This is a genomic window from Citricoccus sp. GCM10030269 (assembly GCF_042665635.1).
Lineage (GTDB): Bacteria > Actinomycetota > Actinomycetes > Actinomycetales > Micrococcaceae > Citricoccus.
In genome coordinates, this window is the sequence record NZ_JBHTCV010000006.1 from 108,936 (window position 1) to 124,351 (window position 15,416).

A 15,416-nucleotide genomic window follows, 5' to 3' on the forward strand; every position below is an offset into this window, starting at 1 on the left:
GTGGCGAGACCAGTACGTCTCCGGCTGGGGGCCAGGCAAGACTCCGCGCGGGGCTCCGGGCGGGACTCCGGGTGGTTCTGCGGGACGGGTCCGGGACAGCTCAGGGTCGGGTCAGGGCACTTCCGAGGCTCCCGTGTCCATGAGCCGCCGTAGACTCACGACCGTGGAGAATGCAGCGCCCGTCAGCGAAACCCGAGAGACGAAACCGAACCGTGCCCTGCCGCGCTTTCTGGTCATCGTGCTGTGCTTGGCCGGACTGGTGTTGGCTCTGGAATTCGTGCAGGGCTTGCAGAGCGTCGTCGCCCCCGTCTTCCTCGGTCTGAACCTGGTCATCATCGCTTACCCCTTGCAGGCCTGGCTCATTCGCAAGGGCTTGCACCGGTTCATCGGCGCCACGGTCACAGTGGCCGTGGTCGTCGTCGTGCTGATCGTGTTCGTGGCCCTGATCCTGTGGTCCGCCTCAGAACTGGTGCGCGCGCTGCCGGGCTATGGGCCGCAGTTCAACGAGATCTACAACGGCGTGCTCGCGTGGATCGGCAGCTTCGGAGTCACGTCTGACATGCTGATGGACCAGCTCTCGGACCTGAACATGTCCACCGTGATCTCCACCGGCACCGGGCTCATCGCCGCGCTGCTCTCCAACGTCACGGCGATGCTCGGGCTGTTGGTCACCGTGGTCATGGCCGTGTTCTTCCTCGCCGTGGACTCCGTGGCCGTGGACCGTCGCATGGCCCTGCTGAACAGTGCCAAGTTTGAGCTCGGTACGGCCCTGACCGCCTTCGCCTATGGTGTGCGCCGGTACTGGATCGTCACCACGATCTTCGGTTTGATCGTGGCCGGTCTGGACGTGGCGGCGCTCGCGGTGATCGGGGTGCCGATGATCTGGGTCTGGGGCGTGCTCAGCTTCCTGACCAACTACATTCCCAATATCGGCTTTGTCATCGGCATGGTTCCGCCGGCGCTGCTGGGGCTGGTCGAGGGCGGCTGGGGCGCGTTCATCGCCGTGGTTGCGGCCTACTCGGTCCTCAATTTCGTCATTCAGTCGATCATCCAGCCGAAGTTCACCGGCGACGCCGTGGGCGTGATCCCCACGGTCTCGTTCCTGTCCCTGCTGTTCTGGGCGTGGATTCTCGGGCCCCTCGGTGCCATCCTGGCTCTGCCCGCCACCCTGCTGCTCAAGGCCGTCATGATCGACGCCGACCCGCACTCACGCTGGATCAACTCATTCATCGCCTCCGACCTGCGCGGCATGGAAGACCGGAACCGGCGTGGGTTGGCCCACAAGGGGGGACGCGGCGAGCCGGAGACGACGGCACCCACCGAGGAGCCCACGTCGCCCGGTCCCGACACCTCGGATACGCCCCCGCTGCAGGAACTCCCGGCCGAGGAAATGCCAGTAGTAGATCGCTGAGTATCCATGTCCGCAGGCTGCCTCATCCCTGTGGACAACACAACGGTGTCCTGGGTCCGTGAAACCATGGTCAGATGAGCAGTTCCCCCTCTTACCCCTATGTCACCGAGCAGGACATCATCGGCCTGGTCGGTCCCGTAGCGGCACAGCGGGGCAAGGCCTATGCCCGCCAGGGCGTCGTGACACAGATGGTGTGGGAGTCCACGGACGCCTCGGCCGCCACAGGGACCGCGGCCTCCACCACGGGAACCACAGCCACGACCCCGCGCACGCTCTACGGGCAAGTGCAGGGCAGCGATCCCTTGCCCTACGAGACGTTCGTGCTCATGGTGCCCGGTCAGACGACGTCGGGCGGGCAACCTCGTCAGTGGAAGCCGCTGCGCGGCGGCTGCACCTGCCCCGTGGGCAACGATTGCAAGCACGCTGCGGCGCTGCTCTATGCCGCCACCACGGAGTCCTTGCGCCAACTTGCCCCGCCGACGGAGGGTTGGGGTCAGGTCCGGCGGTTCGTCGACGAGGACGAGTCCGCCCCGAACGATGAATCCGCCAGCAGCAGCTTGGGCACAGACGATTGGCGCGCCGTCCTGGGTGAACTGACCGGGCAGGACTCAGTGGCCCACACGGAGGCGCCGGTGGGCATTGGGATCACCCTGCTGGCTGAGCCCAGCTCACCGATGCGCCGCCGGTGGGGTCCCAACGAGGCCTCAGTCGCGGACATCGAACAGGGGGCTGGGCTGCACGTTCAGCTGCGACCGCTCCGCCGCGGTTCGCGGGACAACTGGATCAAAGGCGGGCTGACTTGGCGGAAATTCCAGTACGGCGGCCTCCGTCACCAGCTCCGGGAGGACCACGTCGAGCTCCTGGGCCAGCTTTACCGTCTTTATCTGGCCGAGCGCCCGCATCACTACGGCAATGACGAGACGCTCCGGTTGGACGCGCTGTCCGGTCCGGCCGCCTGGCAGCTGCTGTCCCGGGCACAGGAAATGGGCGTCGAGTTCGTCGGGCAGGGGATCGTCGGGGAGGTGCACTTGGCCGAACCGGCCACGCTTCGCCTGGACGTCAGCGAGCATGGCGGCCTGGAGGTCGCACCGGTCGTCGAGTCCGAGGGGGAGCCGGTGCCGGGAGCGCGGGCGGCCGGCACCGGTGGCTACCTTGCGGCGGAGGTGCGCGACGACGTCCCGCGCCATGGTGCCCCGGTGCGGGTGACGCTCGTGCCAGCGAAGCAGACCATTCCTCGTGCGGTGCTGGACCTGTTGCAACAGGGCGAACCCCTGAGGATCCCGCAGGGGGAGACCGAGGAATTCTTCTACGACGTCTACCCCCGGTTGTCCCGGTTGATGCCCGTGGACAGTACGGACGGATCGGTGGAGTTCCCCGAAGTGCCGTCTCCGGAGCTGAGGTTGGAGGTGACGCACCGCCGTCACCACGAAACGGTGCTCGAATGGTCCTGGCTCTACTGGGGCCCCAAGCGCGAACTGCCTGTCGAGATCCGCCGCCGCGGCACCGGACGTGGCTGGTCCCCGACCGGTTACTCCTCACGAGCCCGTGGAGCAGAGGCCGAGCGGAACATCGAGCACGAGGACGCCGTCCTGGAGCAGGTGGGTCACGTGTGGCCGCTCACCCGGGTCGCCGAGACGACGCGGAATCACCGGTTGACCGGGGCTGACACCGCCCGGTTCGTGGAGCACGTGCTGCCCGAACTGGAGAAGATCGAGCACGTCACGGTCATCGAGCACGGGGACCGCCCGGATTATCAAGAACTGACCGATGATCCGCTGATCCGCGTGACCCAGGTCGAGGCCGCGAACCCGAAGGACAACGACTGGTTCGACCTCGGATTCGAGATCACCATCGGCGGTCAACTGATGCCATTCACCACGGTGTTCAAAGCCTTGGCCCAAGGCAAGAAGAACTTGGTGCTCGACGACCACACCTACTTCTCCCTCGACCATCCCGGCTTCGACCGCCTGCGCGAACTCATCTCCGAAGCCGAGGCGATGGGGGAGTGGAAACCGGAGTCCCCGAGGATCGGCAAATACGACGTCGCCCTCTGGGAAGAATTCGAGGACCTCGCCGACGAGGCGGTGGAGACCGTCGCCTGGCGAGAGTCAGTCGGCGCTCTCAAAGACATCGAAGAGATCCCGACGCCGGCCGTCCCCGCCGGTCTCCAAGCCACCTTGCGTCCGTATCAGGTCGAGGGCTTCGCGTGGCTGTCCTTCCTGTACGACCACCATCTCGGCGGGATCCTGGCCGACGACATGGGGCTGGGTAAGACACTGCAGGCGCTAGCGCTGATGGTCCGGGCCCGGGAACGCTCCGCTGAAGGAGCGCCGCCGTTCCTGGTGGTGGCGCCGTCGTCGGTGTTGTCCGTGTGGAAGGACGAGGCCGAGCGTTTCGCACCCGGGCTGGTTCTGCGCGTGCTGGACACCACCTCCGCCAAGCGCAAGACCACCGTGGCCGAGGAGGTGGCCGGGGCCGACGTCGTGATCACGAGCTACACGTTGTTGCGCCTGGACTCTGAGGAGTTCACGGCGCTGGACTGGGATGGCCTGGTGCTCGATGAGGCGCAGTTCGTGAAGAATCGGGCGGCGAAGAGCCATCAGGCGGCGAAGGCGTTGCAGGCGCCGTTCCGGTTGGCGATCACCGGCACGCCGATGGAGAACTCGCTGTCCGACCTGTGGGCGCTGCTGTCCTTGACGGCCTCGGGACTGTTTCCGTCGCCGAGCGTGTTCCGCACCGAGTACCTCAAGCCCATCGAGTCTCCGGACGCCTCGGAAGACGGCGCCCGGTTGGCGGCGCGGCGAATGGAGCGGCTGCGCAAACGGATCCGGCCGTTCATGCTGCGTCGGACCAAGGATCTCGTGGCCTCCGACCTGCCGCCGAAGCAGGAGCAGGTCAGCCACGTGGAACTCGTGCCCAAGCACCGCCGGCTCTACGATCAGGTGCTGCAGCGTGAGCGCCGGAAGGTCTTGGGGCTGCTGGAGAACATGGACGAGAACCGATTCATCATCTTCAAGTCCCTGACGCTGCTGCGGATGCTTGCTCTGGACCCGGCAATTGTGGACGAGAAGTACACCGACGTGCCCTCCTCGAAGATGGAGGCATTGATGAGTCAGCTCGAGGAGATCGTGGCTGAGGGGCATCGCGTCATCATCTTCAGTCAGTTCACGTCCTTCCTGCGGCGAGTGGGAGACACGCTGGCCGACCGGAGCGTGGCGTTCGCCTATCTGGACGGCTCCACCCGCAACCGTTCGGCCGTGATCGACGGCTTCAAGTCCGGCAACGCTCCGGCCTTCCTCATCAGTCTCAAGGCCGGCGGCTTCGGACTGACCCTGACCGAGGCCGACTACGTGTTCCTGCTGGACCCGTGGTGGAATCCGGCCACTGAGTCCCAGGCCGTGGACCGCGCGCACCGGATCGGCCAGAACAGCACCGTCATGGTGTACCGCATGGTGGCGGAGAGGACCATCGAGGAGAAAGTGCTGGCCCTGCAGCAGAAGAAGGCCGCCCTGTTCTCGTCCCTGACGGATGGAGACAGTGCCTTCTCCAGCACCATCACCGCCGACGACGTCCGCGACTTGTTCACCCCCGAGCAAGACTGACTGTTCCCCCGAGCAAGACTGACTGTCCCCCCCCGAGCAAGACTGACTGTCCCCCCGAGCAAGACTGAGGCGGCTGGCTGCCTTTCGCCTTCTTTTTTCGCATTTCGCGCTGATCCTGACCGCTCGCACGCAATATGACTGCGATGCATCAGGATCGGCACGAATCGCGGATTGAGGGGGCAGGGGTTAGGCGCGGGGGACGCCGGCACGCTGCAGTCGCTGCTCGAGGAGTTGCGGGTTCTCGACGTCCTTCCACATCCACCGTACGAAGCGGATGCCCTGTTCCTGGATGCGTTCCGAGCGGCTCTTCTCCTCGCGGAACACTGTGTCGCGGTTCTGCCCGGAGTAACTCTCCGCGTCGGTGTACTTTCCCCACCCATCGAACTCTCCGGCCAGCCGCAGCTCGGGCCACCAGAAATCCACCATGCCCAGGAAGCGCCCCTGAGCGTCGTAGAGCCGATGCTGAAGCTCGGGCGCCTGGAATCCGAGTTCATGAATGCGGGCCCGGCTGAGAGATTCGCCTGGTGAATCGGACAGTGGCTGGGCGAACTCGGCCACCTGCAGCAGCTTCCTCGCGGCTTTTTTCGTGGTGCAGAGCCCGGCCAGGGCTGCCAGTTCACTCCTGGCCCACGGTGTCGCCGTGCGGGCCAGGCCGCCGTCGTGGGTACTGCGCAGTCCGCTCAGCAAGGCGTCGGCAACCATCACGGCATCGCCGAAGGTCAATCGGTGCAGAGTGTCGGCGATGCAGAACCGGAGGTCCTCCGTCATCAGTTCCCGTCCATGGCTGATGGCCAACCGGGCGGGTCGGGCCGGCTCGAGTTTTTGAATCTCGTCACGCGTCCAGGCTCGCGGCACCGAGATGCGCTGTTCGGACATCAAGGGCCAAGCGGCGGCAGCCGGTGTGGCTCGGAACGTCCGGCGCGCGGCACCCGAACTGAAGGCACGCAGCCTCACATCGACGCGGGCCTCGTTCAAGGGAAGGCCGTACAGCAGCAGTGCGGTCTCACGGCAGAAGAGCGGTGTCTGCCGCGCGGAGAGGGCGATGGCCAGTGCGGTGGCGAGATGGCGTTCACGGGGGTAGGCCTCCGTCCAGACATCCGCAGGGACGAAGACGCCGGGTCTGAGGCGAATGAGGTCGCTGGACTGGGCTGATCGGTGAAGGACGTGGGCTCGGTCTTCGTCGTAGGCCGATTCGGAGGAGTGCTTCAGCGGAATGTCCCACGCCGTCACGGTCACCACACCGTCCGACAGCTCCTGATGGATCGCGTGCGAGGGCAGCGTGGCGATGGGAGGTAGGGCCGAGGACATGTGGCCAGCACAGCATCACCTGTTCATGCGGGCTGGCTCGCGGAGAGCAAATGTGGACACCGGTAGCCTCTCGCCACGCTGTGGAGTAGTGGCGTGTGACGGAGGCGGGCCGTGGAGTCTCTCGCCGTCACACCACCTCTTAACTGCCACCGTTCACCTCGCAATTCGCGCTGATCCTGACGGCTCGCATGCAATATGACTGCGGCGCATCAGGATCGGCACGAATTGCGGAAAGAGGCGGGAAAACTAGTCGTTACGCCTGGCGGGAGGGTTGCGGCAGGGCCACCTGCCGGATGCCGACGCCGCGCCGGTACAGTCGCTGCGCCGGGATGGGCACCACTTTCCGCCCCGGGTAGGCGGCTTGGAGCAACTGGTGGGCGCCGTCGTCGTGCGGGTCTTCGAAGGAGGGCACCACCACCGCACCGTTGACCGGCAACACGTTGACGTAGGACCAGCTCAGCGGGCCACGGTCATCCTGGCCGGCCAGCGGAGCGGTCACCGTGGCCACGTTCAGGGGGCGGCCGCGAGCATCGGTCTCGTTCTGCAACACGTTCAGGGTGCGCATCGAGACCTCGTGGTCGGGGTGGGCAGGGTTCTCCTGCCAATGCAGCAGCACCACGGTCGGCGAGGCGAAGGCGACGAGCTGGTCGATCTGGGCCCCGACGCCGAAGGGACCGGAATCGCGCGTCAGACCGGAGGGCAGCCAGATGATCTTGCGGATGTCCGTGTAGCGGGTGAACTCCGCCTCGATGTGCTCTCGCGTCCAGCCGCCGTTGCGGGAGGGGTCCAGCAGCACCGACTCGGAGGCGATCAGGGTGCCCTCGCCGTCGGTGATGAAGGCGCCGCCCTCGTTGACCATGAGCGAGAGCTGACGGTCGGCGCCGGTGAGCTCGGCGATGGTGCCACCGGTGACGTCGTCGAGCCGGTACTCCAGACCGGGTCGGCGGCCGAATCCGTTGAAGACCCAGTCGATCATGCCCAGCTGGCGCCGACCGGCGCCGTGGGCACCTGCACCGCCACCGCCAGCACCGCCACCGCCAGCACCGCCCGCGCCGTTTCCGCGTCCACGGTCAGCCCACGGATCATCCCCGCGGTCCACTCCTCGATGCTGAGCGCGGCCCCGACCCTCCGTGATCACCGCGCCCGTGGTGAAGGTGGGACCGGTCAGGCGCAGGAAGGGATTGTCCATGGCGACGGGCACTACGGGAATCATCGGGTCCACGTAGGTGTGCACGATCTGCCGGTCAGCCGGATCCACCAACAGAGTGACGGGCTGATAGTCCATGACCGCGTGCGCCACCCGGCTCCACGCGCGCCGCGCCCCGGAGAGCTCCCACGTGGTGGTGCCCATGCGCGCGTAGTCACGGGGGAAAGACATCCACAACCGCTCCTGCGGCTCGGTGTCCGCGGGCAGATGCCAGACGGCGGTGGATACACCCGTTGCGCCCCCGCCGACTGACGCGGCCTGCGGTTCCTGGCGCATTGCTCCCTTTCGTGCGGTGCTTCACGGGGGTCCGCCGGCACGCCACGACTGCGAGCTGCACGGGCACGGACTTTCACCATGCTAAGTGAGACGCCCCGTTCCGGAGACCAGAATGGCACCGTCGTCATCAGATCGTCACCTGGGGCCACGAGCCGCCGTGGCACGATGGCGGTCATGCACCTGATCTTCCGCACCCTGCTTCTGCTCATCCGCTCCCGACGACGGCCACCGGTCAGCGTCTGGGACGCCACATCACTGCCGCTGAAGGCGCTGCCGACCGACATCGACATCGCCCTGCACATCAACAACGGCATGTACTTCTCGCTGATGGACCTGGGCCGTTTCGACCTGCTGGTGCGCGCAGGATTCTGGGACATGATGCGGCGGCGAAAGTGGTCCCCGGTCGTGCAGGCCGAACAGATCGCGTTCCGCCGGTCGATCAACCTGTGGCAGGACTATTCGCTGGAGACCAGGGTGCTCGGCCTCGATGACAAGTGCATCTGGATCGAGCAGCGCTTCGTGGTCGACGGCGAGATCTCCGTCCGCGGCTACGTCGCCTCACGCTTCATCGGCCCCGACGGCCCGGTGAGCAACGAGGAGATCCTGGCCGCCGTGCGCGAAGAACTCGGTGAGGAGATGCCGGCCGACCTCGAGGTCCCCGAGTGGCTGCATGACTGGCGGGTCAACATCGCCCTGCCCGGCTCCCGCAAGCCGGCCCCGCACCTGTGGTGAGAAGCACGACGCCGGCCGCGCACCGGCGTCGTGCGGGTTCAGTCCTGCGGTGTGCGGGTGCAGGATGGAAGACATGAACAACCGCTTACTCATCATCGGCGGGCTCGCGACGCTGTTCTTCATCCTCGTCGTGGCCTATCTCGTGGGACTGTGGGCGTGGATCGTGCTGGGCGTCTTCGCCCTGATGCTGGTCGCCCTGGCCATCTGGGACATGACGCAGAAGCGGCATGCGATTCTGCGCAACTTCCCCATCCTCGGGCATATGCGGTACCTGCTCGAGTCGATGCGCCCGGAGATCCAGCAGTACTTCATCGAGCGGAACTTCGACGGCAAGCCCTTCGACCGGGACACCCGGACGCTGGTGTACTCGCGCTCCAAGGGCGCGGACAACCACAAGGCCTTCGGCACGGAGCGGGACACCGCGCGCATCGGCTACGAGTATCTGCTGCATTCCACAGCCCCGGTCCGACCACCGGAGAAGATCCCGACGGTACGAGTCGGCGGCCCGGACTGCCGTCAGCCGTATGACCTGTCGCTGATGAACATCTCCTCGATGTCCTTCGGCTCCTTGTCCAAGAATGCGGTGCTGGCGATGAACAAGGGCGCCGCGATGGGTGGATTCATCCATGAGACCGGCGAGGGCGGGCTGACCAAATACCACCTGGCCCACGGGGCGGACCTGTTCTGGGAGATCGGGTCCGGGTACTTCGGCTGCCGCACCGAGGACGGCCATTTCAATCCCGAGCGATTCGCCGAGAAAGCCACGCTGCCCCAGGTCAAGGGCGTCACCATCAAGCTCTCCCAGGGTGCCAAGCCGGGACTCGGTGGCGTCCTGCCCGGGCCCAAGGTCACTCCAGAGATCGCCGAGGCCCGCGAGGTGCCGCTCGGCGTGGACTGCATCTCTCCGGCGTCCCACTCGGCCTTCACCACGCCCCGGGAGATGGTCCGGTTCGTCGCCCAACTGCGAGAGCTCTCGGGTGGCAAGCCGGTGGGCATCAAGCTCTGCGTGGGTTCGCGCACGGACGTTCTGGCCATCTGCAAGGCCGTGTGGGAAGAGCGAACCGCCCCCGACTACATCATCGTGGACGGCTCCGAGGGCGGCACGGGAGCGGCCCCACTGGAGTACTCCGACCACGTGGGGACGCCGCTGACCGAGGGGCTGATGCTGGTGCACAACGCCCTGGTCGGCACGGGTCTGCGCCACATGATCAAGATCGGTGCGGCGGGGAAGGTCGCCACCGGATCGGACGTGGTCAAGCGACTGATCCAAGGCGCCGACTTCACCATGTCCGCCCGCCCGATGATGATGGCCACCGGCTGCATTCAAGCGCAGAAGTGCCACACCAATGAGTGCCCCGTGGGGGTGGCCACGCAGGACCCCCGGCTGGTGCGGTCTCTGGATGTGGAGGACAAGTCCAAGCGGGTGCACAACTATCAGAAGCTCACCGTCCGTGAGGCCGTGCAGATCATGGCCTCGATGGGCCTGACCCGGCCCTCGCAGTTGAACACGCGCATGCTGCGCCGCCGCGTGGACCATCTCAACACCAAGTCCTATGCCGCGATCTACCACTGGCTCCGCGAGGACGAACTGCTCAACGAGCCCCCGCGCGGCTGGGCCGCCGATTGGGAAGAGGCCGACGCCGATCACTTCGGTGAGCACGCCCCGGTCGGCTACCTGACGGAGCCGGAGCCCGAGTGGCGTGAAGAGCTCTACGTGCCGGGCCGGTCCGCCGCCTCGGCCGCCGAACCGGCCACGGAATCTGCCACCGAGCCGGCGACTGCCACCGCCGCAGACCGCAGCGGGGAGGGCAAGACCGGAGGCGAGGGCGAGCCCCGGTCGGGCGGCCGTCCTCCGGAGCGCAACGCCGAGGAGAAGGACCTCGACGGCGCCCGTCCCCGGCGTTCCGGTTCCGATACCGGTTCCACGCCCGTGGTCAGCAACGAACCGCGGCCCGAGGGTGAAGTCGGCTCCTGAGCGATTAGCGTGTAGTCATGACTGACCATTCCGCATCAGGAACCCCCGCAACCCCCGCCGCGCCCCGGCTCGAGTTCCTAGCCACGATCGCCGTGGACGTCGACGCCCCGATCGAGGTCGGCCGCACCCACCGGGGCCAGCGGCGCGTCATCCCGATCGCCGGCGGCGCGGTCACCGGCCCGGAGCTCAACGGCACCCTGCTGCCCGGGGGCGCGGACTTCCAGCTGATCACCTCGGAGACAGCGTCCGATCTCGAGGCCCGCTACATCATCGAGACGGACGACGGCGACCGCATCTACGTCATGAACGCCGCCTACCGCACGGGCTCGGCCGAGGACATCGCTGCCCTGGTGCGCGGCGAGCGGGTGCCGCCCGAGCGGATCTACTTCCGGTGTGCACCGCGGTTCGAGGTGGCCGGAGACCGGTGGTCGTGGTTGGAATCCACGGTGGTCATCGGCTCCGGCCGCCGCGAACCAGACCGGGTGATCATCGACCTCTGGAAGGTCTGCTGACCGCTCAGGCGGAGGCGCCGCCGTCGAGGTCCAGGTTGAACACCCGGGTGGCGATGCCTTCGAAGAACTCGAACTTCTCCTGCTCGGAGATCGGCAGTCCCTCCTGGATGGTGACCTCGTCGGGCTCGTACTGGTACGGGTAGTCCATCGCGTACATCACCCGGTCGGCGCCCATCATCTGACGGACGAACATGACCTCGTCCTGCCACGGCATCCCACTGGTGGTGAACCAGACGTTGCGGCGCAGGTACTCGGAAGGCTTCAGGGGCAGCGGCTTGACGTGCTCGTACCGGCCCGTGGCGATCTGCTTGCCGTACATGTAGTCGATCCGGTTCAGCCAGAACGGCAGGGCTTCGCCGAGGTGACCGACCACCATGGTCAGCTTGGGGAAGCGCTCGAACACGCCGGAGACCACCAGACGCAGCAGGTGCAGACCGGTCTCCACGCCGAAGCCGTAGATCGACCCGTCCAGCCCGCGCTCGTGGAAGGGGCGGAGCAGCCCGGCCGACGGGGCGTTCGGGTGCAGGTAGACCGGAACGCCCAGGGACTCGGCGGCCTCGTAGAAGGGGAGGAACTCCGGGGTGTCCGTGTAGCGGTCGCGGACGTGTGAGTTGAGGATGGCCCCCTTCAGGCCCAGTTGCGTGACGGCGCGGTCGAGTTCGGAGGCGCCGGCGTCCGGGGCGGAGAAGGGTACGGCGGCCAGACCGGTGTAGCGGTCCGGGTGCGCGCGGACGATGTCGGACAGGCGGTCGTTGGCCAGTCGGGCCAGGGTGTTGGCCTGGGTGGCCGGCAGCGGGTTGGTGCCGGGGGAGGTCAGGGACAGGATCTGGTGGTCGACGCCGGCTGCGTCCATCTCCCGCAGGCGGATGCCCTCGGTGTCCGTCATGCGTTCGCGGATGAACCGGGGACGCTCGGCATCACCCAGGGCGTAGTAGCCCATGAGGCTCATGAATCCCGGATCGTCCTCGGGATGGCTGCCGAGAACCTCCTTGAAGAGGTCGAACATCTCCGGCGGCGCCCAGGCCTCCTCCGTGGCAATGCGCCGGTAGGGGCGGGCGGTGTTGGCTTCGCTGGTCATCGAGTGTTTCTCCCTCGGGTCGGGTTCAAGCGGTCAGTGGCAAAGGGTCAATGGTCGGTTCCGATCAGGCTGTGGTCGGTTCCACAAAAGAGCTGGTCAGTCGGATTCGGGCTGAGTCACCAGGTCGTCGACGGCGACTTCCTCATCGGTCAGCCCGTAGCGGACCATGCGCTCGTTGATGAACTGCAGGGTCTCCATGTCCACGGAGGCCTCCCACGAGGGCAGGTTGATCTCATCGGCGAGCTCAGCATCGATCGTGGTGACCTCCGGCAAGGCCTCACGGAAGGCATCCGGATCCTCGGCAATAGCCTCACCGGTGGCACTGATGCCCCGCTGGAAGGCCTTGATCACATCCGGATTCTCGGCCGCGTACTGCTGCGAGGCCATGTAGGTGCCGACCATGAGGTTCTCGCGGGACTCGACGTAGGGGCTGGCCACGTCCACGGCGCCCTGTTCCTCGGCCATGGTGACGAAGGGTTCGATCAGCAGGGCGCCATCCACCTGGCCGCTCTCCAGGGCTGGCAGCATGTCGGAGAAGCCCATCTCGGCGAACTTCACGCTGTTCTCATCGGCGCCGGCCTCTTCCATGAGCGTCATGATGGCGACGTCGTTGATGTTCTCCAGCGTGTTCACGGCGATGGTCTTGCCCTCGAGGTCACTGACCTCCTCGATGCCGCTGGACTCCGACGCCATGATGCGGGCGAAGTCCTTCTCCGGATCGTCGACGGTGCGAGTGCCGGCGGACACGATGTTGATCGGCAGGCCCTTGCTGGCGGCCAGCAGGGCGCTCACGGTGTTCGATCCGGCGAACTGCGTCTCGCCGTTCACCAATGCGGGCACGGCCGCGGCGCCGCCGATGCTGACGTCCACGGTGACGTCGAGCCCCTCCTCCTCGAAGTAGCCCTCGTTGACGCCGTACTGCAGAAAGGCCGAGGGCATCCCCGCGGTGTCCGCCACCCGCACCGGGGTGACGGTGTTGCCCTCGCCGTCGGTGGAAGTGTCCTCCCCGCCGGAACTCCCGCAGCCGCTCAGCATCAAGGGGACGGCCAGCATCGGCGCGATCCAACGCTTGTAGGTCTTCTTGCTCACAGTGAATTTCTCCTTCTCGGTGGCACGTCGTTTCGAGAAGCGTAGGATGCAATAGCGTCAGGCGGAACAGTTCAGACTACTGTTCTGACTAGCAGAACAGAGGGAGCGTCGTGTCGGAGATCAGAGCGGTCGTCCATGCCTTGGCCGTGGTGGACCGGGTGATGGCCGAGGGCGGCGTCCGAGTCCGCCAGGTCGCCGATGAGCTCGGCATCGCTCCCTCCAGCGCCCACCGTCTTCTGGGCACACTGGCCGAGCAGGACTATGTGGTCCAGGACCCGTACAGCCGCATCTACCGACCCGGCGCGAAGCTGCTGGCCCTGGCCGGCGGCGTCGTCGGTACCCGCGAGGTCCGCCACGCGGCGCACCGCCCCATGGAGAGTCTGGCGGCGGCCACCGGCGAGTCGGTCTCCCTGTCCGTCCTGGCCCGCTCGGAAGTGGAGTTCGTGGACGGCATCGAATCCGGCCACGTGCTTCGGGCCTCGCCGCGCATCGGAGCCCGGCTGCCGGCCTACGCCACGGCCGGCGGACGGGTGCTGCTGGCGGACCTGACCCCGGAGGAGGTGGCCGGCATGTTCGGCACCGGCATCCGCAAACTCACCGACCGCACCCTGGGATCCCTGAACGAGCTGACAGCCGCCCTCGCCAGGATCAGGCAGGCAGGGTATGCCGTCTCCCGCGGCGAGAGCACCGAAGGCATCACGGCCGTGGCCGTGCCCATCCGCGATGGTTCGGGCCGCGCGGTCGCCGGTCTGGCGGTGGTCGCCCCGACGGAGCGACTGCCGGACACCGGATTGTCCGTGGTCATCGAGCAGCTGACGCAGGCTGCCCGGCAGACCACCACCGAATTGCTGCCGCGCGCGGCACCGAAGGGAAACGAGGACCGCCATGACTGAGGAAACGTCTACCTCCAGACCTGGAGCCCCGCGGGCCGGGACGGCGCTGCTGACCGTCCTGCTCATCGCGATGGGCGTGGGCCCGCTGCTGAACTACGGACTGTCCGCGACGTCGGACCTGCTGATCCGTCAGCTGGGCGTCTCCGCGGGTCAGTTCGGCCTGCTCATCACCGTGCTGTTCGTCAGTGCGGCCGTGTCCTCGATGGTGATCGGCCGGCTGGCCGATGTGCTCAGCATCCGCAGCCAGTTGGTGTTCAACTACGGCGGCACGGTGCTCGCCCTGCTCATCTCGGCGATCGGCCCCTACTACTGGGTCCTGGTCGTGGCCTGCATCCTCGTCGGCCCGGCACAGGTGATCGCCAACCCGACCACCAACCGGGTCATCTACAGCGCCGTACCGGCCACCAAGCGGTCCGGATGGATCGGTGTCAAGCAGTCGGGCGTGCAGGCCAGCCAGCTGGCGGCCGGATTGCTTTTCCCGACGGCGGCCCTCTGGGCCGGCTGGTCTGGCGCGGCCATCGCGGCCGGCGTCGTGGTCCTGCTGCTGTTGTGGTGGTCTCTGCGCCATATTCCGCCGGAGGCACCGACCGACTGGTCTGCCGTTCGCCGCGTTCTGGCCACCCGCTTCCGGACCCGGCGCACGGGCGCCTCCACCTCGCTGCCCATGCAAGTCTGGCTGTTCGCCGCCGTCGCCTTCTGTTCGGGAATGGGCACCCAGGCCACCAACGTGTACTTGCCACTGTTCGCCGTGCGGGATCACGACTACAGCCTGCTGGTGGGCGGTCTGGCGGCCGGGCTGTCCGGCGTCGTCGGCGTGGCCAGTCGCGTCTTCTGGGGCCGGGCACTGGGCGCTGGACGCCGGCCCGGCACCCTGCTGGCGTTGATCGCCTCGGGCGCGCTGATGGGGATGGCGTGCATGGTGGCCTCCTCCGCGCTCGACATCGCCGGCCTGTTCTGGGCCGGCGTCGCGCTCCACGGACTGACGGTGCTGGGGACCAACGTGGTGGTCAACGCCGGAACCATGCAGGCCGTGGACGCCACGCGGATCGGCGCCGCGAGCGGCACCACTACCATGGGCATGTACGCTGGCTTCGCCCTCGGCCCGGTCGGGATGGGTGCCGTGGTTGAGCTGACTGGTGGCTTCCTGCTCGGTTGGATCCTGGTCGGCGCGGTCTACGTCCTGTTGCTGAGCCTTGCCGTGACCATGGTGCGCACCGAGCGACGGCGTTCTCGTGACGCTGAGTGAGCCCACCGCCACATCCTCCTGGCCAGACAGGCCGAGCACCTGAACGGGGCGAGCGCATGAGCACCGCCGACCGACCCGAAAGGGGAA

At 67.0% G+C, this 15,416-nt stretch carries 11 protein-coding genes; 7 read left to right on the forward strand and 4 right to left on the reverse strand.

Annotation, left to right across the window (positions count from 1 at the left end; translation table 11 throughout):
* The first annotated feature begins 163 nt into the window (after positions 1-163).
* Both ACFQQD_RS13500 and ACFQQD_RS13505 read left to right on the forward strand, forming a co-directional pair.
* On the forward strand, positions 164-1,411 hold the full coding sequence (locus ACFQQD_RS13500) for an AI-2E family transporter (RefSeq protein ID WP_378090334.1): 1,248 nt from the start codon (positions 164-166) through the stop codon (positions 1,409-1,411).
* A 74-nt stretch (positions 1,412-1,485) separates the two neighbouring features.
* Positions 1,486-5,013, forward strand: a complete 3,528-nt coding sequence (locus ACFQQD_RS13505; RefSeq protein WP_378090336.1) for an SNF2-related protein — start codon at positions 1,486-1,488, stop codon at positions 5,011-5,013.
* A 186-nt stretch (positions 5,014-5,199) separates the two neighbouring features.
* Here ACFQQD_RS13505 and ACFQQD_RS13510 read toward each other — a convergent pair whose 3' ends face one another.
* Together ACFQQD_RS13510 and ACFQQD_RS13515 are read right to left on the reverse strand one after the other, a co-directional pair.
* Positions 5,200-6,321, reverse strand: coding sequence for a hypothetical protein (locus ACFQQD_RS13510; RefSeq protein ID WP_378090338.1), 1,122 nt, complete (start codon positions 6,319-6,321; stop codon positions 5,200-5,202).
* 253 nt (positions 6,322-6,574) lie between these two features.
* Positions 6,575-7,804: an agmatine/peptidylarginine deiminase gene (locus ACFQQD_RS13515; RefSeq protein ID WP_378090340.1), complete on the reverse strand. Its 1,230-nt coding sequence runs from the start codon at positions 7,802-7,804 to the stop codon at positions 6,575-6,577.
* Positions 7,805-7,978: 174 nt separating this feature from the next.
* On the opposite strand from ACFQQD_RS13515, the gene ACFQQD_RS13520 reads away from it, so the two are divergent.
* The 3 genes from ACFQQD_RS13520 to ACFQQD_RS13530 all read left to right on the forward strand — a co-directional run bounded on the left by ACFQQD_RS13520 (position 7,979) and on the right by ACFQQD_RS13530 (position 11,023).
* Positions 7,979-8,536 carry a thioesterase family protein gene (locus ACFQQD_RS13520; protein ID WP_378090342.1) on the forward strand — a complete coding sequence of 186 codons (558 nt, stop codon included), beginning with the start codon at positions 7,979-7,981 and terminating at the stop codon, positions 8,534-8,536.
* Positions 8,537-8,609: 73 nt separating this feature from the next.
* A complete protein-coding gene (locus ACFQQD_RS13525) occupies positions 8,610-10,511 on the forward strand; it encodes an FMN-binding glutamate synthase family protein (RefSeq protein ID WP_378090344.1) in 1,902 nt (633 codons plus the stop codon).
* Between the two features lie 17 nt (positions 10,512-10,528).
* The gene (locus ACFQQD_RS13530) at positions 10,529-11,023 is read left to right on the forward strand and encodes a DUF3237 domain-containing protein (RefSeq protein WP_378090346.1); all 495 of its coding nucleotides are present in this window, start codon (positions 10,529-10,531) and stop codon (positions 11,021-11,023) included.
* Positions 11,024-11,027: 4 nt separating this feature from the next.
* On the opposite strand, the gene ACFQQD_RS13535 is transcribed toward ACFQQD_RS13530, so the two are convergent.
* On the reverse strand, positions 11,028-12,101 hold the full coding sequence (locus tag ACFQQD_RS13535) for an amidohydrolase family protein (RefSeq protein ID WP_378090348.1): 1,074 nt from the start codon (positions 12,099-12,101) through the stop codon (positions 11,028-11,030).
* Between the two features lie 96 nt (positions 12,102-12,197).
* On the reverse strand, positions 12,198-13,190 hold the full coding sequence (locus ACFQQD_RS13540; protein WP_378090350.1) for an ABC transporter substrate-binding protein: 993 nt from the start codon (positions 13,188-13,190) through the stop codon (positions 12,198-12,200).
* A gap of 110 nt (positions 13,191-13,300) precedes the next feature.
* On the opposite strand from ACFQQD_RS13540, the gene ACFQQD_RS13545 reads away from it, so the two are divergent.
* Together ACFQQD_RS13545 and ACFQQD_RS13550 are read left to right on the forward strand one after the other, a co-directional pair.
* On the forward strand, positions 13,301-14,083 hold the full coding sequence (locus tag ACFQQD_RS13545) for an IclR family transcriptional regulator (RefSeq protein WP_378090352.1): 783 nt from the start codon (positions 13,301-13,303) through the stop codon (positions 14,081-14,083).
* A complete protein-coding gene (locus tag ACFQQD_RS13550; protein WP_378090354.1) occupies positions 14,076-15,329 on the forward strand; it encodes an MFS transporter in 1,254 nt (417 codons plus the stop codon). The genes ACFQQD_RS13545 and ACFQQD_RS13550 overlap by 8 nt, the downstream gene beginning before the upstream one ends.
* The last annotated feature ends 87 nt before the right edge of the window (positions 15,330-15,416 follow it).

What these genes read in the sequence shown, in the direction of transcription:
- ACFQQD_RS13550 (WP_378090354.1), top strand. Translation starts at nt 14,076, where the DNA reads ATGACTGAGGAAACGTCTACCTCCAGACCTGGAGCCCCGCGGGCCGGG.
- ACFQQD_RS13525 (WP_378090344.1), top strand. Translation starts at nt 8,610, where the DNA reads ATGAACAACCGCTTACTCATCATCGGCGGGCTCGCGACGCTGTTCTTC.
- ACFQQD_RS13505 (WP_378090336.1), top strand. Translation starts at nt 1,486, where the DNA reads ATGAGCAGTTCCCCCTCTTACCCCTATGTCACCGAGCAGGACATCATC.
- ACFQQD_RS13515 (WP_378090340.1), bottom strand. Translation starts at nt 7,804, where the DNA reads ATGCGCCAGGAACCGCAGGCCGCGTCAGTCGGCGGGGGCGCAACGGGT.
- ACFQQD_RS13535 (WP_378090348.1), bottom strand. Translation starts at nt 12,101, where the DNA reads ATGACCAGCGAAGCCAACACCGCCCGCCCCTACCGGCGCATTGCCACG.
- ACFQQD_RS13530 (WP_378090346.1), top strand. Translation starts at nt 10,529, where the DNA reads ATGACTGACCATTCCGCATCAGGAACCCCCGCAACCCCCGCCGCGCCC.
- ACFQQD_RS13510 (WP_378090338.1), bottom strand. Translation starts at nt 6,321, where the DNA reads ATGTCCTCGGCCCTACCTCCCATCGCCACGCTGCCCTCGCACGCGATC.
- ACFQQD_RS13520 (WP_378090342.1), top strand. Translation starts at nt 7,979, where the DNA reads ATGCACCTGATCTTCCGCACCCTGCTTCTGCTCATCCGCTCCCGACGA.